The organism is Pseudomonas sp. BNK-30, from assembly GCF_047456185.1.
Lineage (GTDB): Bacteria > Pseudomonadota > Gammaproteobacteria > Pseudomonadales > Pseudomonadaceae > Aquipseudomonas > Aquipseudomonas putida_E.
The window spans coordinates 2,484,649-2,506,030 of record NZ_CP179904.1; the positions used below are offsets into that span (position 1 = coordinate 2,484,649).

Consider the following 21,382-nt stretch of genomic DNA (forward strand, 5'->3'; position numbering starts at 1 on the left):
ATTCCTGCATCCCAATCTTTCAAGGGCAGGCAAATCCTGACAAACTTATTGTTAATCGTTCTCATACACACTTTCAATAACGTTTAACAATGTACAGGAACCCACCCCCAATGCCGTCGCCACTCGCGCCCTCGCGCCATCTCCCTGCCCGCAACCTGCTCGCCATGGCCGTGTGCATGGCCATCGTCACACCGGCCTTGGCCGAAGACGACCAGCCCACCACGCTGGTGTTGGGCGCCACCGAGATCAGCTCCGATCGGCTGGGCAGCACCACCGAGGGTTCGCAGTCCTACACCACAGGTTCCATGGCCACCGCCACCAAGCTGCCATTGAGCCTGCGTGAAACACCGCAGGCGGTGACCGTGATTACCCGTCAGCGCATGGACGACCAGGCGATGACCAGCATCAACGACGTGGTCAAGGCCACGCCAGGGCTGTTCCTTGACTATTCCGGCGGTCCAGGTCGGCAAAACTACATCTCGCGTGGCTTTGACATCGACAACCTGATGTACGACGGCATTCCGAGCGGTTACAAGCCGTATACCGTAGGCGCCCAGCCTAACCTGGCCATGTTCGACCGCGTCGAGATCGTCCGCGGCGCGACCGGCCTGATCACCGGCTCCGGCAACCCTTCGGCGGCCATCAACCTGGTACGCAAGCGTCCGCTGGCCGAACAGAAGGTCACCCTGACCGGCGCCGCTGGCAGCTGGGACGACTACCGCGGCGAAATCGATGCCTCCAGCCCGCTCAACGACAGTGGCACACTGCGCGGCCGCGTGGTGACGTCATACCGGGGGGCCAACAGCTACATCGATGACGTCGAACAAGACCACGGCCTGTTCTATGCAATCACCGAGGCGGACCTGTCCGAAGACACCACACTGACCCTCGGCTTCTCTCACCAGAAAGACCAGACCAACAACTTCTGGGGCGCCATGCCAACCGCCCTGAACGGCCACCACATGGACTTCTCGCGTTCCTACAACCCAGGCAGTGACTGGGAAAACAAGGATCAGGAGATCAACACCGTATTCGCCGAAGTGCAGCAGCGCCTGGCCAATGACTGGAAACTTCAGGTCAACGCCAACTATTCCCAGCAAGACGGCACCTTCACCGGCTCCTACCAGTCGCGCTGGGCCGGGCTCAATAAGCCGTTGTCCCGCACCGCTTACCAGTCCAAGCACCAGGAAAACCAGGCCGGCCTTGACGGCTTCGTCAGCGGCCCGTTCGAAGCGTTTGGCCGCACCCACGAGCTGGTGGTGGGCGCCAGCAAGCGCATCTACGACATGGACACACGCAACTACAGCCCGTACGACACCAACTGGCCGATCGATGGCGGCAAGCCGAACTTCGTGCACACCAACAACGTACGCGAAGTCACCACCCAGGAAGGCGTGTACATGACCACCCGGCTGAGCCTGGCCGATCCGCTGAAGCTGATCCTGGGCGGCCGCCTGGACTGGTATGACTATGACAACAAGGAAAGTGCCAGCGCCGATTACAAAGTCACGCGCAACGTCACTCGCTACGCGGGCCTGATCTACGACCTGGACGATCATCACTCGGTGTATGTCAGCTACAGCGACATCTTCAACCCGCAGGAGTACAAGGACGCTTCCGGCAGCCCGCTCAAGCCGGTCGAGGGCAAGAACTATGAAATCGGCGTCAAGGGCGAGTACTTCGATGGCGCCCTCAATGCCAGCGTGGCGCTGTTCCGTATCGACCAGGAAAACCGTGGCGTTTCGCAGACCGACCTGGCCGGCTGCAGCGACCCGACCAACTGCTACGTCGCCTCTGGCGAGGTACGCAGCCAAGGTATCGACATGGAGCTGCAAGGTGCGCTGACCCGCAACTGGCAGGTCGGTGCCGGCTACACTTATGCCCGCGTCCACACCCTCAAGGACGCCGCCAACCCAGGCAACGTCAACCAGCGCTTCGACACCGATACCCCCGAGCACCTGTTCAAGCTGACCACCACCTACCGCTTCGAGGGCCCGCTTGAGAAGCTGCGCATCGGTGGCAACATCTCCTGGCAGAGCCGCATCTACAACGACTTCACCGTTGCCGATGGCAGCGAGTACCGCCTGGTCCAGGGGTCGTACGCGGTCACCGACCTGATGGCCGGCTACCAGGTCAACAAGCACCTCGACCTGCAACTCAACGCCAACAACGTGTTCGATCGCAAGTACTACTCGGCTGTGGCCAACTCGGTCAACTATGCCGGCGACACCTGGGGCGCGCCGCGCAACATGATGCTGACGGCCAAGTACAGCTTCTGACCTGACGGGTTGCCAGCCTGTACCGGACGCTTCGCAGCACAACCCGCGAAGACGCCGGTACAGGCACCCCACGAATCAGCCGAACAATTTGCTCAGATACCCCAGCCTCTTCTTGTAAGACCGCCGCGCCTCAAGCGCATCCTCCATGCTCACCGGCAAGAACCGCGCCTGCTGGTTCGGCTGCATCTGCCCGATCAGGTCCAGGTCGGCGCTGATCACCGTGCCGATCATGGCGTACCCACCGCCAGACACCGCATCGCGGTGCAAAATGATCGGTTCCAGCCCGGCTGGCACCTGTATCGAACCGATCGGGTAGCAGCTGTCGACGATATTGGACGGGTCCGATCCTGCGCCGAATGGCTGCTCTCGCGGCTGGAAACTCAGCGCGTTGCCGCCCTTGTAGCGGTAGCCGATGCGGTCGGCCTCTGAGCCCACCGTCCAGGCATCGGTGAAAAAGCTTTTCGCCGCAGCATCAGTCAGGCGGTGGAAGTACAGCCCCGGCACCACGCGCAATACCACTTCCCCACCCAGTGCCTGGCGCAGCGCCATTGGCAAACTGGCTCCTGCACGGGCTTTGGCGCTGGGTACACCGACCGGCAATACATCGCCTGCCAGCAGCTTACGGCCGTGAAAACCGCCCAGCGCGCCCAGGGCGTAAGTGGACCGGCTACCCAGCACTTCTGGCACATCGATGCCGCCCGCAACTGCAAGGTAAGCACGTGCCCCGGCTGTGGGGAAGGCGAAGCGCAGCACCTGGCCTGCCCTGACTGCAAACGAAGTGTCAGGGCGCTGTTCGCGGCCATCGAGCAGCACCGGCATCTGTGCGCCACACACCGCCACTACGGCATCCTGCAGAAACTCCAGCTCCGGCCCCACCAGCGCACATTCAAGGCCAGCAGTACCCGCCGGGTTGCCGACCAGCTGATTGGCGGCGCGCAACGCATATTGATCAAGCGCACCGGAGGGCGGGATACCCAGGTGGTAATAGCCTTCCCGGCCCAGGTCCTGCACCGAGGTTGCCAGGCCAGGTTTGAGTACCTTGATCATGCCAGCACCTCCTGCAACGACTTGGGATAGCCGACCGGGTCGGCCAGGAAAGCATCGAGGGAAAACTCTACCGGGCGAATGCGCAGGTCGAAACGGCCGTCCTCGACATCCGCCACCGCCTGGTCGTAGGCCTGACGGTCGATGGGTTTGAACTGCACGATGTCCCCTGGGCGGAAGAACACCATGTGCTCCTTCAGGTAGTTCAGGCCCTGCTGCGGGTCGTAGATCGGCGCCGGGGTAACGCCGAACATCTGGTAGCCCCCTGCCCCGCGCACCGAATAGATGCAACCGAAACAACCGCCGTGGCCCAAGGTCAGCTTTGGCGTGTCGGTGCGTGGGCGCAGGTACTTGGGCACCTGCAACTGGCGCTCGCGCTCGACCATCTGGAACATGAACGGCAGGCCGGCGACGAAGCCGACCATCGACACGAACCAAGGCGCGCCACTGTGCGCGGCGATGAACGCATCGACATCGGTCAGGCCATTGATGCGCGCCGCGTATTCGAGGTCGGTACTGTTCGGGTCCTGGTGGCGGTCGCGAAAGCGCATGAGGGTTTCATGGGTCCAGGGGTCGTTGTACAGCACCGGGATCTCGATGATCCGGGTGTGCAACGCGCGTTCGGCAACCGCCTCGGCCTCTGCACCGCGCACCGCTGCAAGCAGCACATCGGGGGCGATGCGGTCGGGGTCGAAGCGGATCTGGAACGAGGCGTTGGCCAGGCAAATGTCCAGCACGCCCTCCAGCGCCAGGCGCTCCACCGCCCGGGTGACGGCCATGCCTTTGAAGAAGGCCTGGAGCGACATGCTGTCGCTGACCTCGGCAAACAGGTGCTCGTCGGCACCAAAGCTGTAGCGGATCGGGGTACTGGCAAGCGGCTCGGCCATGTCTGCTCCTTTTTTGGAATCTTTATCGTAAGGCAGGCAAAAACAATGCAGTGCAGCGGCACCGGTGTCTGGGCACCGGGTGCCTTGAACCTCAACGGGGCGTGCGCACCTCGATGCCGGCGGCGTCAAGCGCTGCGCGTGTGGCTTCGACCAGGTCGAGCGCGCCGGGAGTATCACTGTGCAGGCAGATCGAGTCGAATTCGATGGCCAGGTCCTGGCCCTCGACCGTGCGTACCACGCCCTCGCGGCAAGCCCGCAGCACGCGCTCGGCGACCGCCTGCGGCTCATGGCCACGCACATTGCGGGTAAACACGATGGAGCCGCTCAGGTCGTACTCGCGGTCAGCATAGAACTCACGCACCACCGGCTGGCCGAGCGCCTGCGCAACCCGGCAGATCACCGAGCCAGGCATGCAGTACAGCAACAGCTGCGGCTCGATCACCTGCAGGTTCTGCACCAGCAACCGGGCGGCTTCCTCATCACGGGCCAGGTGCATGTACAGGGCACCATGGGGCTTGATGTGTTGCAGTTTCACGCCCTGCGCACGGGCGATTTCACGCAGCGCGCCCAACTGGTAGAGCATGTCGTCGACCAGTTCCTGGGCCGGCGCGTTGATGTGCCGGCGGCCGAACCCGACCAGGTCACGAAACCCCGGGTGAGCGCCTACCGCCACGCCCAGCGCCTTGGCCCGCTCGACGGTGCGACGCATGGTGCCAGGGTCGCCGGCATGAAAGCCGGTGGCGATGTTGGCCGAACTGATGAAGGCCATCAGTTCGTTGTCGACGCCGTCGCCGATGGTCCACGGGCCGAAACCCTCGCCCATGTCAGAATTGAAGTCTACTGCCTGCATGCCTACGCTCCCGGTGCTTGTGACGGTGTGAAGGTCACGTTAGATTCTCCACAACCCCCTTGGGAAGATCTATAAACAGATAAGGTGTCTTCTGAAAAACAGATACCCAGGAGTCTCCCGTGTCACTGACCTTGCGCCAGGTTCGCTACTTCGTCGCCACCGCCGAGATCGGCCAGATCTCCCAGGCCGCCATCCACCTCAACATTTCCCAATCAGCGGTCACTACCGCGATCAAGGAACTGGAGGCAATGCTCGGGGTGTTGTTGTTCCAGCGCTCGGCGCAAGGCATGAGCCTGACCGATGCGGGCCGGCATTTTCTCAACCGCGCCTATGTGATCCTGCGCAGTGTCGATGACGCACTCAACAGCCCGCTGCCGGACGTGCGCGCCAGTGGCTTGCTGCGCCTGGCGGCGAGCTACACGGTGATCGGCTATTTCCTGCCGCACCACTTGCAACGCCTGGAACACTGGCACCCGGACGTAAACCTGCAGGTACACGAGCAGGAGCGCAGCGCCATCGAGCAAGGCCTGCTGGAAGGCCGCTTCGACATGGCGGTGGTGCTCACCGCCAACCTCACCCACCCGGATATCGTGTCCGAAACCCTGTTCAACTCCGAGCGCCGGCTGTGGCTGCCCAGCCACCATCCATTGTGCGAGCGCTCTACGGTCAGCCTGGCCGATGTTGCGCGTGAGCCGTTCATCCTGCTGACCGTGGACGAAGCCGAGCAGAGCGCCATGCGTTACTGGGAGCTGGCCGGCCAGCGGCCCAGCGTGCGGGTGCGCACCAGTTCGGTCGAGGCGGTGCGCAGCATGGTCGCCAATGGCAGCGGCGTGGCGATCCTGTCGGACCTGGTGCACCGGCCCTGGTCGCTCGAAGGCAAGCGCATCGAGACCGTGACCATCAGCGACCCGGTAACGCCCATGAGCGTGGGCCTGGCCTGGCACCGCGAGCGGGCATTCAGCCCGGCGATGCAGGCCTTGCGCGACTACTTCCATGGTGCTTTCCTGGCGCCGCAACAGTTGTCGGCTCGGCGCTGAATGGCCAGGGCCTTGAGACCTGAGCCGAACGTTCCGGCGCCGTCGTCGTCATAACTTGGCCGGTGCCGCCACGCAGAGAGGACGCGAAATGACTCAACCAGACCCGTCATACGTCAAATGGCTCGAAGAGCGTTCCATGCTCAAGGCCTCGCAGGAGCGGGCCCGACTGTATTCCGGGCAATCGCGCCTGTGGATGAACCCCTACGCCGAAACGCAGCCACGCCGCGCCACCGACATTGCGTCGGTATGGCTCACCGTCTACCCCGACGCGATCATCGCGCCTGAAGGCTGCTCGGTGCTCGGCGCGCTGGGCCACGAAGCCTTGTGGAAGCGCCTGTCGGAAATTGGCGTGCAGGGCATTCATACCGGCCCCATCAAACAGTCCGGCGGTGTCAGCGGGCGCGATTTCACCCCCAGCGTGGACGGCAACTTCGACCGCATCAGCTTCGACATCGACCCGCTCTACGGCAGTGAACAAGAGCTGGTGCAGATGAGCCGCATGGCGGCGGCGCACAATGCCGTGACCATCGATGACCTGATCCCCTCGCACACCGGCAAGGGCGCCGATTTCCGCCTGGCCGAGCTGGCCCACGGCGCCTATCCAGGGCTGTACCACATGGTCGAGATCCGCGAGGAAGACTGGCCGCTGCTGCCAGACGTGCCCCCTGGCCGCGACTCGGTCAACCTGCTGCCCGCACAGTGCGACGAACTCAAGGCACACCACTACATCGTCGGCCAGCTGCAACGGGTGATCTTCTTCGAGCCTGGCGTGAAGGAGACCGACTGGAGCGCAACGCCACCGATCACCGGTGTCGATGGCAAGACGCGGCGCTGGGTCTACCTGCACTACTTCAAGGATGGCCAGCCGTCGCTGAACTGGCTGGACCCAAGCTTTGCCGCCCAGCAAATGATCATCGGCGACGCCCTGCACGCGCTGGATTGCCTGGGCGCGCGCGGCCTACGCCTGGATGCCAACGGTTTTCTCGGGGTCGAGACCTGCGCCAGTGGTACCGCCTGGTCAGAAAGCCACCCGCTGTCGATCGTCGGTAACCAACTGATCGGTGGCATGATCCGCAAGGCCGGCGGGTTCAGCTTCCAGGAGCTGAACCTGACCCTGGACGACATCGCGCAGATGTCCAAGGGCGGCGCCGACCTGTCCTATGACTTCATCACCCGCCCGGCTTACCAGCATGCGCTGCTGACCGGCGATACCGAGTTCCTGCGCCTGATGCTCAAGGAAATGCACGGCTTCGGCATCGACCCGGCGTCGTTGATTCACGCCCTGCAGAACCACGACGAACTCACCGTCGAGCTGGTGCACTTCTGGACCCTGCACGCCCATGACATGTACCTGTACCGGGGCCAGACCCTGCCCGGCAACATCCTGCGCGAACATATCCGCGAGGAAATCTACGAACGCCTCTCGGGCGAACACGCCCCTTACAACTTGCGCTTTGTCACCAACGGCATCTCCTGCACCACCGCCAGCCTGATCACGGCGGCGCTGGGCATCCGTGACCTGGACCAGATTGGCCCGGCGGATGTCGAGCTGATCCAGAAGGTGCACCTGTTGCTGGTGATGTACAACGCCATGCAGCCCGGTGTGGTCGCACTGTCGGGCTGGGACCTGGTCGGCGCCCTGCCGCTGCCGGCCGAGGCGGTGGCGCAAAAGATGGCCGATGGCGATACCCGCTGGATCCACCGTGGCGGCTACGACCTGGCCGGGCTCGATGCGCAGGCCGAGGCATCGGTGCGTGGCATGCCGCGCGCACGCGCACTGTACGGCAGCCTCGACCAGCAGCTGGAAAGCAGCGATTCGTTCGCCAGCAAAGTTAAAAAACTGCTCGCCGTGCGCCAGGCCTACGGTATTGCCAGCAGCCGCCAGGTACTGGTGCCCGAGGTCAGCAGCCCGGGGTTGCTGGTGATGGTGCACGAGCTGCCGGCCGGGCGTGGCATCCAGATCAGTGCGCTGAACTTCGGGCAGGAGGTGATCGCTGAAGAGCTGCTGCTGACCGGCTTCACGCCCGGGACGGTGGTGGACATGATCAACGAGACGGTCGAAGGCGACCTGACCGAGGATGGGCGGCTGATGATCAACCTGGACCCGTATGAAGCCTTGTGCTTGAGAATCGTCAACAGCAGTGGGCACGTCTGAGGCTGTATCAGCTACACCTGTGGGCGCCGGGTTGCCGGCGCTCACGGTCCGCCCGGCTTGCTTTTAAAGCTCCAGGGGCATAGTTTCCGGGCATCATTTACCGCGCCCAGGAGCAAATTCCATGTACACCGGCATCGTCCAGGCCGTCCGCCCCCTGCTTGCTGTGACCACCTACCCGGGCCACAACGAGTTCACCATCGACCTTACCCCGGAACTGCTCGACGACCTGAAGATCGGCGCCAGCGTGAGTGTCGAGGGCACCTGCCTGTCGGTCACCGAAATTGACGGCACCCACGTGAAGTTCGACGCCATGACTGCCACCCTGGAGCGCACCAACCTGCGCTGCTTCAAGGCAGGCCAAGGCGTGAACATCGAGCGCTCGGCGAAAATGAACGCCGAAGTCGGCGGCCACCTGATGGCCGGCCACGTCGCCACCACCGCCGAGATCGTCGAGCTGTCGATCAAGGAAACCGGCGCCTTCATCACCTTCCGCATGCCGCCGCAGTGGGCCAGATACGTGTTCCCACGCGGGTTTCTCGGGGTCAACGGCTGCAGCCTGACCGTCGCCGACGTGGACGACACCTTGGTCACCATCAACCTGATCCCGGAAACCCTGCGCCAGACCACTTTCGCCAACTACCAGGCCGGTGAACTGATCAACATCGAAGTGGACCACCAGACCATGGTCCTGGTCGATGTGGTGGAGCGCACACTCAAAGCCACGCTGGCCCGTGCCTGATCAGATGCTGCGGGTAATACCGCCATCGACCCTGATGTTCTGCCCGGTGATGTACGCCGCGCCATCGCTGGCCAGGAAGGCCACGGTGGCGGCGATTTCCTCGCTGCTGCCATAGCGCTTGAGCGGCACGCTGCCACGACGCTGGTCTGTGGCCGGCAGGCTGTCGATCCAGCCCGGCAGTACGTTGTTGATGCGGATGTTGTCCGCAGCATAGGTGTCGGCGAAGATCTTGCTGAACGCCGCCAGGCCCGCGCGGAATACGGCCGAGGTGGGGAACATTTCACTCGGCTCGAAGGCCCAGGCGGTGGAAATGTTGATCACTACCCCACCCTGCTGGCGCTGCATGATTGGCGTGACCAGCCGCGTCGGGCGGATGACATTGAGCAGGTAGGTCTCCATGCCCTGGTGCCAGTCTGCATCGCTGATTTCAAGGATCGGCGCGCGCGGGCCGTGGCCTGCACTGTTGACCAGCACATCGATACGGCCCCATTTGGCGACTACGGCATCGACCAGGCGCTTGATGTCGTCGTTGCACTGGTTGCTGCCGGTCACGCCAATCCCGCCCAGCGTCTCGGCCAACGCCTCGCCTTTGCCAGACGACGACAGGATACCGATCTTGAAGCCGTCGGCAGCCAGGCGCCTGGCTGCCGCGGCGCCCATACCGCTGCCGCCGGCGATCACGATTGCTACTTTTTCGTTGGACATGAAGCCTCCGGGTCAACCCTGCGGTGTGCATGGGTAATGGGCCCAGACTAGCACCAGGCCTGCGTTGCCAGAGAGCCAGAAAAGCTTCGACTAAACGATAGATTTTCTACTGTATTAAAGCATCGCCTGCGCCAGCAGCCATGCCCGCACCGTTGCCAGTGCCGGCGGTTGGTGGGCATTACGCGGCCACACCAGGTAAAACGCCCGTTGCAAGTCCAACACTTGGTCAAAGGCAAGGGCCAGGCGCCCGGCGCGCAGGTCGCTGTGGACGAAAAACTCGCTGGCCAGGGCAAGGCCCTGCCCGGCAATCGCTGCATCGATGGCCAGTGACGTCTGGTTGAACCGCACATTCTTCGCACCCGGCGGCAAATGCCGGTGGAATACCTCGGCGATGAAGTCCGGCCAGAAGTTGTGGGCATCATGCAGCAACGGGTAACGCTGTAACTGCTCCAGATCCTCGGGCTTGCCCAGTTGCTCGAGCAGCGCCGGGCTGGCGACAGCTACCACGCGCTGGGCCAGAAAAAGCTCGGTATGCAGTGCCGGCCCGAACGGTGGCACGCCGTAACGTACGGCAATATCCACGCCCTCTGGACGGAACTGGCAAAGCCGGTCGGTGGCCAGCACCTGCAGATCGATGTCCGGGTGCTGCTGCGCAAAAGACGACAACCTGGGGATCAGCCACTTTGCCGCGAAGGTCGGTGTGACACTCACCGTCAGGTGCGACGCATCCGGGCGCAACGCCTGGGTGGCGCTGCCGATCAAGGCAAAGGCGCTGCGGATATCGACACTGTAACGCTGGCCGGCGCCTGTCAGGCTCAGGCCCCTGGGCAAGCGCTCGAACAGCTTGATCCCCAGGTTCGCTTCAAGCCCGCGGATCTGCTGCGCCACGGCGGCCTGAGTTACACCAAGTTCGTCGGCTGCCAGGCGGAAATTGAGGTGGCGCGCCACCACCTCGAAAACACGTAGCCCATTGAGCGGCGGCAGCGCGGAAAACCCTTCGGCCATACAGTTTATCTACTGGGAGAACTGGCCTTGTACCTTACTCGATGCGCGGGTGTTGCTGCACCAGCGACTTGCGCTTGGCCTCAAGCTCGGCAATCTGTTCGTCGATGTCTTCGATCTTCTGCTCGATGTTGTCGTGGTGCTCCTGCAGCAGCTCACGCGCTTCATCGATATCCGATGCCGCCGGGGCGGCGCCACGCAGTGGCTTGTTGGCGGTTTCTTTCATGGTCAGGCCGGTAATCAGGCCGATGGCGGCAACCACCATCAGGTAGTAGGCCGGCATGTAGAGGTCGCCGGTGCTCTCTACCAGCCAGGCAGCCAGGGTTGGGGTCAGACCGGCGATCAGCACCGAAATGTTGAAGGCGCTGGCCAGGGCGCTGTAACGAATGTGGGTGGGGAACATCGCTGGGAGGGTCGAAGCCATCACGCCGATGAAGAAGTTGAGCAACACGGCGATGATCAGCAAGCCGGCGAAGATCACCCCGAGCACACCGCTGTTGATCAGCATGAAGGCCGGGATGGCCAGGGCGAACAGACCGACACTGCCGACGATGATGAACGGGCGGCGGCCCCACTTGTCGCTGAGCAGGCCGATGATCGGCTGCACGAACAGCATGCCGACCATGATCGCGATGATGATCAGCACACCGTGGTCTTCGCTGTAGTGCAGGTTGTGCGACAGGTAGCTGGGCATGTAGGTGAGCAGCATGTAGTACGTGACGTTGGTGGCGATCACCACGCCAATGCACGTCACCAGGCTGCGCCAATGTTTAGTGGCGACTTCCTTGAACGACACCTTGGGCCCCGATGCCAGGCCTTCGCGGTCACCCTGTTCAAGTTTTTCGACATGCTGCTGGAACGCCGGGGTCTCTTCCAGCGCATGGCGCAGGTAGAGGCCGATGATGCCCAGCGGCAAGGCCAGGAAGAACGGCAGACGCCAGCCCCATTCAAGGAATTTTTCCTCGCCCAGGAAGGTCGAAATCAGCACCACCACGCCCGCGCCAAGGACGAAGCCGGCGATCGAGCCAAAGTCCAGCCAGCTGCCGAGGAAGCCGCGCTTGCGGTCGGGTGCGTATTCGGCGACGAAGATCGAGGCGCCGGTGTATTCACCACCCACCGAGAAGCCCTGGGCCATTTTCGCCAGCAGCAGCAGGATCGGCGCCCAGATGCCGATAGAGGCGTAGGACGGTATCAAGCCGATGGCGAAGGTACTGAGCGACATGATCACAATGGTCGCGGCGAGGATTTTCTGTCGGCCGAACTTGTCGCCCAGGGCACCGAAGAACAGCCCGCCCAGCGGGCGAATCAGGAACGGAACCGAGAAGGTGGCCAAGGCCGCGATCATCTGTACGCTGGGGTCGGCGTTGGGGAAAAACACCTTGCCCAGGGCGTAAGCGACAAAGCCGTAAACGCCGAAGTCGAACCACTCCATGGCGTTGCCCAGTGCAGCGGCAGTGATCGCCTTGCGCATCTTGGCGTCGTCGACGATGGTGATGTCTTTCAAGCCGATCGGCTTGACGGTTTTCTTGCGTGATTTCATCCCTGTGTCCCTGTCACTGAGGCTCTTTGGCATCAGATACACAGGGACACAAAATAATTCCACACTCAGCGATTTCTCGCGTGTATTGGCCTCAGATGCCTTCGCGGGCCAGGTCCATGGCGAAGTAGGTCAGGATCAGGTCGGCACCGGCACGCTTGATCGCGCCGATGCTCTCGCGCACCACTCGCCCTTCGTCGATGGCGCCGGCCAAGCCGCCGAACTTGATCATCGCGTACTCACCGCTGACCTGGTAAGCCGCCAGCGGCAAACGCGACGCAGCGCGAATGTCGGCGATCACGTCCAGGTAGGCACCCGCCGGTTTGACCATCAGCACATCGGCGCCTTCCTGCTCGTCGAGCAGCGACTCGCGCACCGCTTCGCGGCGGTTCATCGGGTTCATCTGGTAGCTCTTGCGGTCGCCCTTGAGCGTGGTGCCACCGGCTTCACGGAACGGGCCATAGAGCGACGAGGCGAACTTGGTGGAGTAGGCCATGATCGCGGTGTCGTGAAAGCCCGCGGCATCCAGCGCACCACGGATGGCCTGAACCTGACCGTCCATCGCCGCCGACGGTGCGATGAAATCGGCACCGGCCGCGGCAGCGACCACCGCCTGCCTGCCCAGGTTGGCCAGGGTGGCGTCGTTGTCCACACCATGGTCGTGCAGCACGCCGCAATGGCCGTGGCTGGTGTACTCACAGAAACAGGTGTCGGACATCACCACCATTTCCGGCACGCTGTCCTTGCAGATGCGTGCCATGCGCGCCACCAGGCCGTTCTCGTTCCAGGTATCGCTACCGGTGGCATCGAGGTTGTGCGAAACGCCGAAGGTCATCACCGACTTGATGCCGGCGCGGGCGTAGCGTTCGATTTCCTGGGCCAGCAGTTTTTCGGGAATACGGTTGACCCCCGGCATGCTGCTGATCGGTACGAAGTCGTCGATGCCTTCCTCGACGAAGATCGGCAGGATCAGGTCTTCGAGGCGGAATTCCGTCTCCTGGAAAATCGTGCGCAGCGACTCGTTCTGGCGCAGGCGGCGGGGGCGAACGGAAGGAAAAAGATTGGACATGACAGCTCCAGGGAATATGGACGGCGTACACCATATGCCTGTTGAGCTTCAGTGAAAAGGCTCAATGACGAGATTGTGCCTTGCATCAGGGGCAATAGCCGGGGCGGTCAGCCCCGGTACACGGCCTCAGCGCAACAGGTCCTGGATCTGCTTGTGCAAGGTATCCAGGTCAAACGGTTTGGCCAGGATCGGCGCCTTGCGGGCGATGGGGCTGCCCGACTCGAGAATCTCCGCCGGGTAGCCGCTGATGAAGATCACCTTCAGGTCCGGTCGCAGTTTCACCGCAGGCTCGGCGATCTCGACGCCGGAAATGCCGCCGGGCAAGCGGAAGTCGGTGACCATCAGGTCCAGGTGCGGCTTGCTCGCCAGGATGGCGAACGCCTGTTCACCGTCCTCGGCCACCAGTACGTGATAGCCCTCGCCTGCCAGGTAGTCACGCAGGATCATCCGGATTGCCGGTTCATCCTCGACCACCAAAACCACATCTTGTGCATCTTCACTCATGACAACAGCGCCTTGAAATTCATACAGTTGGCCATCGGACCCCAGGCTCAGGCAGAGGTTGCCCGCACCTGGTCGTTTTGTTCGGTCAGCCGCGTCAGCGGCAATTGCAGGCTGAAGGTGGCGCCCTTGCCTTCCTCGCTCTGCACCTGGATCTGCCCGCCATGGGCCTGGACGATCTGCTCCGAGATATACAACCCCAACCCCAGCCCGGCGCTGGCCTGCTGAGTGGCCACGCGCTCGAACTGCTGGAAGATCCGTTGCTGGTTCACGCCACTGATGCCAATGCCGTGATCCTGCACTTGCACGCAGGCCATGCCCGCCTGCTCGAATACCCGAACCTCGACCGGCTGGCGTTCGCCATAACGCAAGGCATTGGACAACAGGTTGGCCAGTACTTGTTCAATCCGGAATTCGTCCCACTCACCCTGCAGGCCATCGCAGCGCTGCAGATCGATATGCGTGCCCAGCGCGGTGGCCTGGGCGGTGAAGTTTTCTACCAGGCCACGCACCAGCTGGCCGAGGTCGAACAGCTTTGGCCGCAGCGACAGCTTGCCGGTGCGGATGCGCGACACATCGAGCATGTCTTCGATCAGACGGATCAGGCTATTGATCTGCCGTTCGTCGCGCTCGACCATGGCCTGCAGCTTGTCGGCGCTGAACGCCTCCAGGCTGCCGCGGGCCAAGTGCATCTTGCGCAGCTGGGTCTCGAGGATAAGGCCATTGAGCGGCGTGCGCACCTCGTGCGCTACGATCGACATGAAGTCGTCGCGCATGCGTACCGCATGCTCCAGCTCACTGCGCGCCACCTGCAACTGCGTCAGCAGCAGCTCCTGCTCCTGGCGGCTGCGCTCAAGGGCCTGCAACTGCCTGTCGAGCACTTTGCGCTGGCGGTAAAGGTCGACAAACACCGTGACCTTGTTTTTCACCGCCAGGGTATCTAGCGGCTTGTACAGGAAGTCCACCGCGCCGCTTTCGTAGCCCTTGAAGGCGTAATTCATCTCGCGCCCGGCAGCGGTGACGAAGACGATCGGGATATTGCGAGTCTTTTCCGTGCCGCGCATCAGTTCGGCCAGTTCAAAGCCGTTCATGCCCGGCATCTGCACGTCGAGAATGGCCAGGGCAAACTCGTGCTCCAGCAGCAACGACAAGGCGGCTTCCGCAGACTGGGCCTGGTGCACCTCACGGTCTTGGCCCTGAATCAGGGCGTCCAGGGCCAGGAGGTTTTCCGGCAGATCGTCGACGATCAGCAGTTTGGCGGGGATGTGGCTTAGCATGCGCTGGATTCCAGGTTGGCGAGCAATTGCCCGATGCCGCTCAAAGAAAGAATAAGGTCGGGCTGGTGGAGCGCCAATGCGGCCTCCGGCATCAGCGCCACCTGGGCGTCGCGGGGGTCCTGGACCACGGTCCGGCCGCCGCTGTTCTTGATGTAGGCAAGGCCTTTGGCACCGTCCTCGTTGGCGCCTGTGAGCAATACACCCAGCAGGCCCGCGCCATAGGCATCGGCAGCCGAGATGAACAGGAAGTCAATGGCCGGGCGCGAGAAATGCACCGGCTCCTCCTGGCTCAGCGACAGGCTCAAATCCTGCTCGACCGACAGGTGATAACCAGGCGTCGCCACGTAGATCTGGCCAGGGGCGATGGCCTCTTTGTCCCGAGCCTCACGTACCGGCCTGTGCAGGCGCCGCTGCAGCACTTCGGCCAGATGGCTGTGGCGGTCATCGGGCAGGTGCAGCACGCACAGCACAGGCGTCACGAATGCCGGCGGCAGGCCGCCGAGCACCTGAAACAGCGCCTGCACGCCGCCCGCCGAGGCACCGATCACCACCGCGCTCACGCCCTTCATGATTTCCGGAAGATCCGTTCGGGCTTGACCAGCGGCTCGAAGCGGTCGCTGTAAGCGGAGAAATCCACCGATTCCTTGCTGCCCAGCACCAGAAAGCCACGGTGACACAAGGACTCATGGAACAGCCCCAGGGCGCGGTCCTGCAGCTCCTTGTTGAAGTAGATCAGCACATTGCGGCAGGACACCAGCTGGGTTTCGGAGAACACACTGTCTGTGGCCAGGCTATGGTCGGCGAAGGTCACGTTGTCGCGCAGGCTGCTGTCCATGATGGCGTTACCGTAGGCGCTGGTGAAGTACTCGGCAAAATCGCGCCGCCCGCCGGCCAGGCGGTAGTTTGCTTCGTACTCGCGCATGCTCTGCATCGAGTAGATGCCCTGCTTGGCCCGGTCCAGGGAACGCGGGTTGATATCGGTGGCATACAGGATGGTGCGCTCGAGCAGCCCTTCCTCGCGCAGCAGGATGGCCATCGAGTACACCTCCTCGCCGGTGCTGCAGCCGGCGATCCAGATCTTGATCGACGGCCAGGTGCGCAACAGCGGCACCACTTCGTTGCGCAGGGCAAGGAAGTGGCTAGGGTCGCGGAACATCTCGCTGACCGGGATCGTCAGGAACTGCAGCAACTGCATGAACATGCCCGGGTCGTGCAGCACCCGCTCCTGCAGGGCCGACACCGTCAGGCAATCGAACTGGCGCAGGGCATGGAGGATCCGGCGCTTGATCGAAGCGCCGGAGTAGTTGCGAAAATCGTAGCTGTACTTGAGGTAGATCGCCTCGATCAGCAGCCTGATCTCGATGTCGGTGTTGCGCTCGCTAATCAAATTCGCTCCAGTTGCGGCAGCCACACACGGATCAACGAGAACAGGCGGTCCAGGTCGATCGGTTTGGCCAGGTAATCATTGGCGCCAGCCTGCAGGCAGCGCTGCTGGTCATCCTTCATCGCCTTGGCGGTCACGGCGATGATCGGCAACTTGCGCCAGCGCGGCTGCTGGCGGATCAGGCGGGTAGCCTCGAAGCCGTCCATTTCCGGCATCATCACATCCATCAGCACCAGGTCGATATCGTCATGCTGCTCCAGGCGTTCGATGGCCTCACGCCCGTTGCGGCCGATCTCGACGATGGCGCCCTTGTGCTCCAGGGCACTGGTGAGGGCGAAGATGTTACGCACATCGTCGTCCACCAGCAGCACCTTGCGGCCTTCGAACACCTTGTCACGGCTGCGCGCGGTCTTGAGCATGCGCTGGCGTTCATGGGACAGCTGCGATTCGACTTTGTGCAGGAACAACGTCACTTCGTCGAGCAAACGCTCTGGCGAGCGGGCCCCCTTGATGATGATCGAGCGTGAATACTTGAGCAGCTCGGCTTCTTCTTCGCGGGTGAGGTTGCGCCCGGTATAGACGATCACCGGTGGGAAGGAGCGGATATCTTCTGCAGTCATGCGCTTGAGCAGCTCATTACCGAGCATGTCGGGCAGCTTGAGGTCGATGATCATACAGTCGTAGATGTTCTCGCGCAGCAACGCCAGGGCGTCCTGGGCCAGGGCCACGGCGGTGATCTCGATATCGTCGTCGCCGATCAGGCGGGCGATGCTCTCACGCTGCAGGTCGTCATCCTCCACCAGCAGGATGTGCTTGAGCTTCTGCGTGAGCTTGGCTTCCAGGCGAGCGAACACTTCCTTGAGCTCTTCGCGGCTGGTCGGTTTGACCGCGTAACCCACAGCGCCCATGTGCATGGCCGCCTCGACGCGGTCTTCCACCGATATGATGTGCACCGGGATGTGCCGGGTGGCAGCCAGCTCCTTCAGGCGCTGCAACACGGTGAGGCCGGAGTGGTCGGGCAGGCGCATGTCCAGCAGGATCGCATCGGGAATGTACTGGGCGGCCAGCGCGAAGCCCTCGTCGGCGCCCTGGGCCACCAGGCAGCTGTAGCCCAGTTCGTGAGCCAGGTCGAAGAGGATACGGGCGAAGTTCGGCTCGTCCTCGATCACCAGGATGCAGCGGTTGCCGAACGGGGCGTGCTCGCGGTCATCGGCGAAGGTCGGTGCAGGCAGTTTCGGCGATGCTGCCGTGGCGACCTTGGGCGCCGGCGGCAAGGTGTCGACTGCCGGGCGCAGGCTGTGGGCCTCGACCTCCTCGACCTCGGCTTCGTAGCGCTCCGGCATGGTCAGGCTGAACACACTACCCTGGCCAGGGTTGCTGTCGACGCTGATCTGTCCACCCAGCAAATGCGCCAGGTCGCGGGAAATCGACAGGCCCAGCCCGGTGCCGCCGTATCGGCGGTTGCTGCTGCCATCGACTTGGTGGAAGGCACCGAAGATCGCCTGCTGCTGGTCGGCGGCGATACCGATGCCGGAATCGCGCACGGCGAAGACAATGCCGGTGCCTGCCTGGTGGCTGATGGTCAGGCTGACCTGGCCGTGGTCGGTGAACTTGATCGCATTGGACAGCAGGTTCTTGAGTATCTGCTCCAGGCGCTGGCGGTCGGTGAACAGTGTCACCGGTACATGGGGCTCGACGTTGACCTCGAAAGCCAGGCCCTTGTGCTCGGCCAGCGGCAGGAACATGCCGCGCAGGCCCTCGACCAGGCGCTCCAGCTGAGTGGTCTCGGGGCGCACTTCAAGCTTGCCGGCCTCGACTTTGGCGATGTCGAGAATGTCGTTGATCAGGTTGAGCAGGTCATTGCCGGCCGAATAGATGGACTCGGCGAACTTGACCTGTTCGGCGCTGAGGTTGCCCTCGCCGTTCTCCGCCAGCAGCTTGGCCAGGATCAGCGAGCTGTTGAGCGGCGTGCGCAACTCGTGGGACATGTTGGCGAGGAACTCGGACTTGTACTTGCTCGAACGCTGCAGCTCATCGGCGCGGGCCTGCAACTCTTGCTGGGCCTGCATCAGCTCGTCGTTCTTGCGGTCCAGGGCATCGGTACGCTCGGACAGTTGCTCGTTGGTCTGCTCAAGCTCGGCTTGCTGGGTCTCCAGGTGGGCCTGGGACTCCTTGAGCACGCGGGACTGCTCTTCAAGCTCCTCGTTGGCAGTCTTGAGTTCTTCCTGCTGCACCTGCAATTCTTCGTTGAGCTGCTGAGTCTCGGCCAGCACTTCCTGGAGGCGCTGGCGGTAACGGGCGCTTTCGATTGACATGCCGAGGTTGCCACCAACCCGCTCCATCAGCTCATCGTCCCGCTCCTGCAGTGGGCGCAGGAAGCCCAGTTCGATCACACCGTTGATCTGGCCATCGTCGATGGCCGGCATCAGCAAGGCACTGCGCGGCAAGCCGCTCCCCAGGCCGGAACTGAGGCGGTAGTAGTCCTCGGGCAGGTCATCCAGGCGCAGCAGGCGGCCTTCGCGCACTGCCTGAGACAGCAGGCCATCGTGGGCGGCCAGCACCTGTTCGCGGCCCTGCTCCTCGGCGTCCAGGCCATAGCTGGCGACGCGCACCAGGCGCCCATGGCCGTCGCGCACGTACAGCGCACCCACCACGCTGCCCAGGTAGCTGGCGAAGAAGCGCAGGATGTTTTCGCCAAGCATCGGCAGGGTCAGCTGCCCCAGCACCTGTTCGGCCAGCTGGGTTTGACCGTTGCGCAACCAGGCCTGGTGTTCCAGGCGCTCGGCCGAGCGCTGCTGGGCCTTGAGGTTGTCATCGTAGCTGGTCGACAGCGCCATCAGGTCGCGGCGGCCCAGGTAAGCCAACAAGGCGCTCAGGCCAACGATCAACAGCACGAACGCTGAAATGGCGGTCACTGTAACGTTGCTGACCTTCTCGTTGCGGGCCATGCGCAGCTGCTGTTCAGTGCCGATCAGGTCGTCGAATTCCTTGCGGATCTCGTCGGTGATGCGCTTGCCGCGGCCGTTGATGACCGACTGTCGGTAATCCCCGCCATCGCGGCGCTGGTTGATCATCTCGCCGCCAAACTCATTCCAGGCATGCTGCAGGGCGATCAAGCGGTCGATGCGGTCGACCTGCTGAGGGTTGTCCTCGACCATACCGCGCAGGCTGTTGAGGCTACCCTGAATCTTCGGTTTGGCGACCTCGTAAGGGTCCAGGAAGCGCTCGTCACCGGTGATCAGAAACCCGCGCATGCCGGTTTCCATGTCGATCGACAGCTTGACCGCTTCGTTGGCATTGCCGATCACCCGATCGGTGTGCTCGACCCACTGCATGGCCGACAGCAGGTAGTTGATCACCGCGACGAAAGCCACGGCACCGAGCAGGCCCACCCCCAGGGGCAAGCCAATGTTGCGGCTCAACAGCTTGCGGAAGCTTTGCTGGTCCATCGAGGCTGCTTGAATCATTTGAAAACGCCCGAGCGAAAAAGTCCATTGAACGGTGTGGCGGATAAAGCCTGTTCTTGTATGCCGCCGCGCTCACCGGTTAACAGCGAGTCTAACCAGCTTTGCTGGCCGCGACAGGGCATTTAGCCAGTATTTGAAGGTTACCTTCAGCAATCGTTCCATCCAATCGCAACGATCGGTATCCTCACGGAACTTCTGACGCTGGCCGGCGCACAGAATAAAGACATTCTTCTGGTACAGGATCACAAAATGCACCTCTTGGTAGTCGAAGATGACGACATCGTCCGTATGTTGATGGTCGATGTGCTCGACGAACTGGGCTATGAGACCCTCGAGGCGGACTGCGCCAGTGCCGCGCTAAAGATCCTTCAAGACCCAGACAAGGCGCTGGCCCTGCTGATGACCGATGTAGGCCTGCCGGACATGCGCGGCGAAGAACTGGCGAAACAGGCCCGCGCCATCCGGCCAGCGCTGCCAGTGCTGTTTGCCAGCGGCTACGCCGAAAGCCTCGATGTGCCCGAAGGGATGCACATGATTGGCAAGCCGTTCAGCATCGAGCAGTTGCGCGATAAAGTGGTGGGGATTTTGGGTACGCCGTGACATCGGTGGCGCCTCTTCGCGGTTTTACCCGTGAAGAGGCCGGCTCAAGTCCATGACTCGCGCCGCAACAGATAGGTATCCATGATCCACCCCTTGCGCGCCCTCGCCTCCTCGCGCACCTGCAGAATCCGCCCCTTCACCGCCTGCAAAGGCCCGGCGATCAGCACTTCGTCCTCCGTTCCCAGGTAAGCCCCCCAGTAGATGAGCAGCCCAGGGTCGTCGACCTGGGCAAATGCGCATTGCCCGTCGAGCATCACCACCACGTTGTCAATCTGCCCCTGTTGCGCCAGGCGCCGCCCCGGTAAAACCACCAATGGCTCGCCTATACGGTTCAGCGGCACCTGATGCCGCGCCGCCAGCGCCTGCACACTGCTGATGCCTGGGATGACCTGCAGGCGCAGTGCCACACCACGCTCGCGAACCAACTGCAGAATGCGCAGGGTGCTGTCATACAAGCCAGGCTCGCCCCACAGCAAAAAGGCGCCGATATCCTCACTGCACATTTCATCGGTTATCAGCCGGGCATACAGCGCCGCGCGCTGGCGATGCCAGTCCTGGACCGCAGCCACATAGTCGGCCGCTTCAGCATCGCGTTGCGGGTCCGCCACCTGTACCAGGCGGTAGCCGCCCTGCGGCCTGTAGCGTTCAACAATGGCCTTGCGCAGGCTAACCAGCTCGTCTTTGTCCGATCCCTTGTCCAGTACGAAGAAGACGGTGGCGCGACGCAACGCCTCGACAGCCTCGTAGGTCACCTGGCGCGGGTCGCCTGGGCCGATACCAATCAACAACAGGTCTCTCATGGCTTGGCCCTGAACAAAAACCAGCAGCCATTGTCGGCCGACCGCCGGT

18 protein-coding genes are annotated in these 21,382 nt (G+C 62.8%); 5 read left to right on the forward strand and 13 right to left on the reverse strand.

Annotated elements, in window-relative coordinates:
- Positions 1 to 110: 110 nt before the first annotated feature.
- Entirely contained in the window at positions 111 to 2,279 is a 2,169-nt protein-coding gene (locus tag ACMGGN_RS11595) for a TonB-dependent siderophore receptor (protein WP_012314010.1), read from the forward strand.
- A gap of 75 nt (positions 2,280 to 2,354) precedes the next feature.
- Here ACMGGN_RS11595 and ACMGGN_RS11600 read toward each other — a convergent pair whose 3' ends face one another.
- The 3 genes from ACMGGN_RS11600 to ACMGGN_RS11610 all read right to left on the reverse strand — a co-directional run bounded on the left by ACMGGN_RS11600 (position 2,355) and on the right by ACMGGN_RS11610 (position 5,060).
- Positions 2,355 to 3,326, reverse strand: a complete 972-nt coding sequence (locus ACMGGN_RS11600) for a biotin-dependent carboxyltransferase family protein (protein ID WP_174141409.1) — start codon at positions 3,324 to 3,326, stop codon at positions 2,355 to 2,357.
- On the reverse strand, positions 3,323 to 4,210 hold the full coding sequence (locus ACMGGN_RS11605) for a 5-oxoprolinase subunit B family protein (protein WP_174141408.1): 888 nt from the start codon (positions 4,208 to 4,210) through the stop codon (positions 3,323 to 3,325). The genes ACMGGN_RS11600 and ACMGGN_RS11605 overlap by 4 nt, the downstream gene beginning before the upstream one ends.
- Positions 4,211 to 4,301: 91 nt before the next feature.
- Complete coding sequence (locus ACMGGN_RS11610; RefSeq protein ID WP_119688758.1) at positions 4,302 to 5,060, reverse strand: 5-oxoprolinase subunit PxpA; 759 nt, start codon at positions 5,058 to 5,060, stop codon at positions 4,302 to 4,304.
- Positions 5,061 to 5,179: 119 nt separating this feature from the next.
- Between ACMGGN_RS11610 and ACMGGN_RS11615 the strand changes: the two genes are divergently transcribed.
- From ACMGGN_RS11615 to ACMGGN_RS11625, 3 genes are all read left to right on the forward strand, one after another.
- Positions 5,180 to 6,097, forward strand: a complete 918-nt coding sequence (locus tag ACMGGN_RS11615) for a LysR family transcriptional regulator (protein ID WP_046785595.1) — start codon at positions 5,180 to 5,182, stop codon at positions 6,095 to 6,097.
- Positions 6,098 to 6,185: 88 nt separating this feature from the next.
- Positions 6,186 to 8,252: a maltose alpha-D-glucosyltransferase gene (gene treS / locus ACMGGN_RS11620; protein ID WP_174141407.1), complete on the forward strand. Its 2,067-nt coding sequence runs from the start codon at positions 6,186 to 6,188 to the stop codon at positions 8,250 to 8,252.
- 121 nt (positions 8,253 to 8,373) lie between these two features.
- On the forward strand, positions 8,374 to 8,991 hold the full coding sequence (locus ACMGGN_RS11625) for a riboflavin synthase (protein ID WP_046785597.1): 618 nt from the start codon (positions 8,374 to 8,376) through the stop codon (positions 8,989 to 8,991).
- On the opposite strand, the gene ACMGGN_RS11630 is transcribed toward ACMGGN_RS11625, so the two are convergent.
- The 9 genes from ACMGGN_RS11630 to ACMGGN_RS11670 form a co-directional block, all read right to left on the reverse strand.
- Positions 8,992 to 9,696, reverse strand: coding sequence for an SDR family oxidoreductase (locus ACMGGN_RS11630; protein ID WP_119688756.1), 705 nt, complete (start codon positions 9,694 to 9,696; stop codon positions 8,992 to 8,994).
- A 114-nt stretch (positions 9,697 to 9,810) separates the two neighbouring features.
- Complete coding sequence (locus ACMGGN_RS11635) at positions 9,811 to 10,701, reverse strand: LysR substrate-binding domain-containing protein (RefSeq protein ID WP_119688755.1); 891 nt, start codon at positions 10,699 to 10,701, stop codon at positions 9,811 to 9,813.
- A gap of 34 nt (positions 10,702 to 10,735) precedes the next feature.
- A complete protein-coding gene (gene proP / locus ACMGGN_RS11640; RefSeq protein ID WP_046785598.1) occupies positions 10,736 to 12,238 on the reverse strand; it encodes a glycine betaine/L-proline transporter ProP in 1,503 nt (500 codons plus the stop codon).
- 91 nt (positions 12,239 to 12,329) lie between these two features.
- Positions 12,330 to 13,304, reverse strand: a complete 975-nt coding sequence (gene hemB, locus ACMGGN_RS11645) for a porphobilinogen synthase (protein WP_046785599.1) — start codon at positions 13,302 to 13,304, stop codon at positions 12,330 to 12,332.
- Positions 13,305 to 13,430: 126 nt separating this feature from the next.
- Positions 13,431 to 13,808 carry a response regulator gene (locus tag ACMGGN_RS11650; protein WP_012313999.1) on the reverse strand — a complete coding sequence of 126 codons (378 nt, stop codon included), beginning with the start codon at positions 13,806 to 13,808 and terminating at the stop codon, positions 13,431 to 13,433.
- Positions 13,809 to 13,855: 47 nt separating this feature from the next.
- A complete protein-coding gene (locus tag ACMGGN_RS11655) occupies positions 13,856 to 15,082 on the reverse strand; it encodes a hybrid sensor histidine kinase/response regulator (RefSeq protein ID WP_119688754.1) in 1,227 nt (408 codons plus the stop codon).
- Entirely contained in the window at positions 15,076 to 15,651 is a 576-nt protein-coding gene (locus ACMGGN_RS11660; protein ID WP_115275170.1) for a chemotaxis protein CheB, read from the reverse strand. Before ACMGGN_RS11660 ends, ACMGGN_RS11655 begins: the two co-directional genes overlap by 7 nt.
- The gene (locus tag ACMGGN_RS11665; protein ID WP_414156789.1) at positions 15,648 to 16,469 is read right to left on the reverse strand and encodes a CheR family methyltransferase; all 822 of its coding nucleotides are present in this window, start codon (positions 16,467 to 16,469) and stop codon (positions 15,648 to 15,650) included. Before ACMGGN_RS11665 ends, ACMGGN_RS11660 begins: the two co-directional genes overlap by 4 nt.
- Positions 16,466 to 19,933, reverse strand: a complete 3,468-nt coding sequence (locus tag ACMGGN_RS11670; RefSeq protein ID WP_404601168.1) for a response regulator — start codon at positions 19,931 to 19,933, stop codon at positions 16,466 to 16,468. The genes ACMGGN_RS11665 and ACMGGN_RS11670 overlap by 4 nt, the downstream gene beginning before the upstream one ends.
- Positions 19,934 to 20,182: 249 nt before the next feature.
- Between ACMGGN_RS11670 and ACMGGN_RS11675 the strand changes: the two genes are divergently transcribed.
- Complete coding sequence (locus ACMGGN_RS11675; RefSeq protein WP_115275172.1) at positions 20,183 to 20,533, forward strand: response regulator; 351 nt, start codon at positions 20,183 to 20,185, stop codon at positions 20,531 to 20,533.
- Positions 20,534 to 20,577: 44 nt separating this feature from the next.
- Here the strand turns inward: ACMGGN_RS11675 and cobF are convergent, their stop codons facing one another.
- Complete coding sequence (cobF, locus tag ACMGGN_RS11680; protein WP_414156790.1) at positions 20,578 to 21,333, reverse strand: precorrin-6A synthase (deacetylating); 756 nt, start codon at positions 21,331 to 21,333, stop codon at positions 20,578 to 20,580.
- Between the last annotated feature and the right edge of the window lie 49 nt (positions 21,334 to 21,382).

Bases quoted from the DNA above. Each gene is read 5' to 3' on its own strand.
- ACMGGN_RS11595 (WP_012314010.1), top strand. From the start codon at position 111: ATGCCGTCGCCACTCGCGCCCTCGCGCCATCTCCCTGCCCGCAACCTG.
- ACMGGN_RS11600 (WP_174141409.1), bottom strand. From the start codon at position 3,326: ATGATCAAGGTACTCAAACCTGGCCTGGCAACCTCGGTGCAGGACCTG.
- ACMGGN_RS11605 (WP_174141408.1), bottom strand. From the start codon at position 4,210: ATGGCCGAGCCGCTTGCCAGTACCCCGATCCGCTACAGCTTTGGTGCC.
- ACMGGN_RS11610 (WP_119688758.1), bottom strand. From the start codon at position 5,060: ATGCAGGCAGTAGACTTCAATTCTGACATGGGCGAGGGTTTCGGCCCG.
- treS (WP_174141407.1), top strand. From the start codon at position 6,186: ATGACTCAACCAGACCCGTCATACGTCAAATGGCTCGAAGAGCGTTCC.
- ACMGGN_RS11625 (WP_046785597.1), top strand. From the start codon at position 8,374: ATGTACACCGGCATCGTCCAGGCCGTCCGCCCCCTGCTTGCTGTGACC.
- ACMGGN_RS11630 (WP_119688756.1), bottom strand. From the start codon at position 9,696: ATGTCCAACGAAAAAGTAGCAATCGTGATCGCCGGCGGCAGCGGTATG.
- ACMGGN_RS11635 (WP_119688755.1), bottom strand. From the start codon at position 10,701: ATGGCCGAAGGGTTTTCCGCGCTGCCGCCGCTCAATGGGCTACGTGTT.
- proP (WP_046785598.1), bottom strand. From the start codon at position 12,238: ATGAAATCACGCAAGAAAACCGTCAAGCCGATCGGCTTGAAAGACATC.
- hemB (WP_046785599.1), bottom strand. From the start codon at position 13,304: ATGTCCAATCTTTTTCCTTCCGTTCGCCCCCGCCGCCTGCGCCAGAAC.
- ACMGGN_RS11650 (WP_012313999.1), bottom strand. From the start codon at position 13,808: ATGAGTGAAGATGCACAAGATGTGGTTTTGGTGGTCGAGGATGAACCG.
- ACMGGN_RS11655 (WP_119688754.1), bottom strand. From the start codon at position 15,082: ATGCTAAGCCACATCCCCGCCAAACTGCTGATCGTCGACGATCTGCCG.
- ACMGGN_RS11660 (WP_115275170.1), bottom strand. From the start codon at position 15,651: ATGAAGGGCGTGAGCGCGGTGGTGATCGGTGCCTCGGCGGGCGGCGTG.
- ACMGGN_RS11670 (WP_404601168.1), bottom strand. From the start codon at position 19,933: ATGATTCAAGCAGCCTCGATGGACCAGCAAAGCTTCCGCAAGCTGTTG.
- ACMGGN_RS11675 (WP_115275172.1), top strand. From the start codon at position 20,183: ATGCACCTCTTGGTAGTCGAAGATGACGACATCGTCCGTATGTTGATG.
- cobF (WP_414156790.1), bottom strand. From the start codon at position 21,333: ATGAGAGACCTGTTGTTGATTGGTATCGGCCCAGGCGACCCGCGCCAG.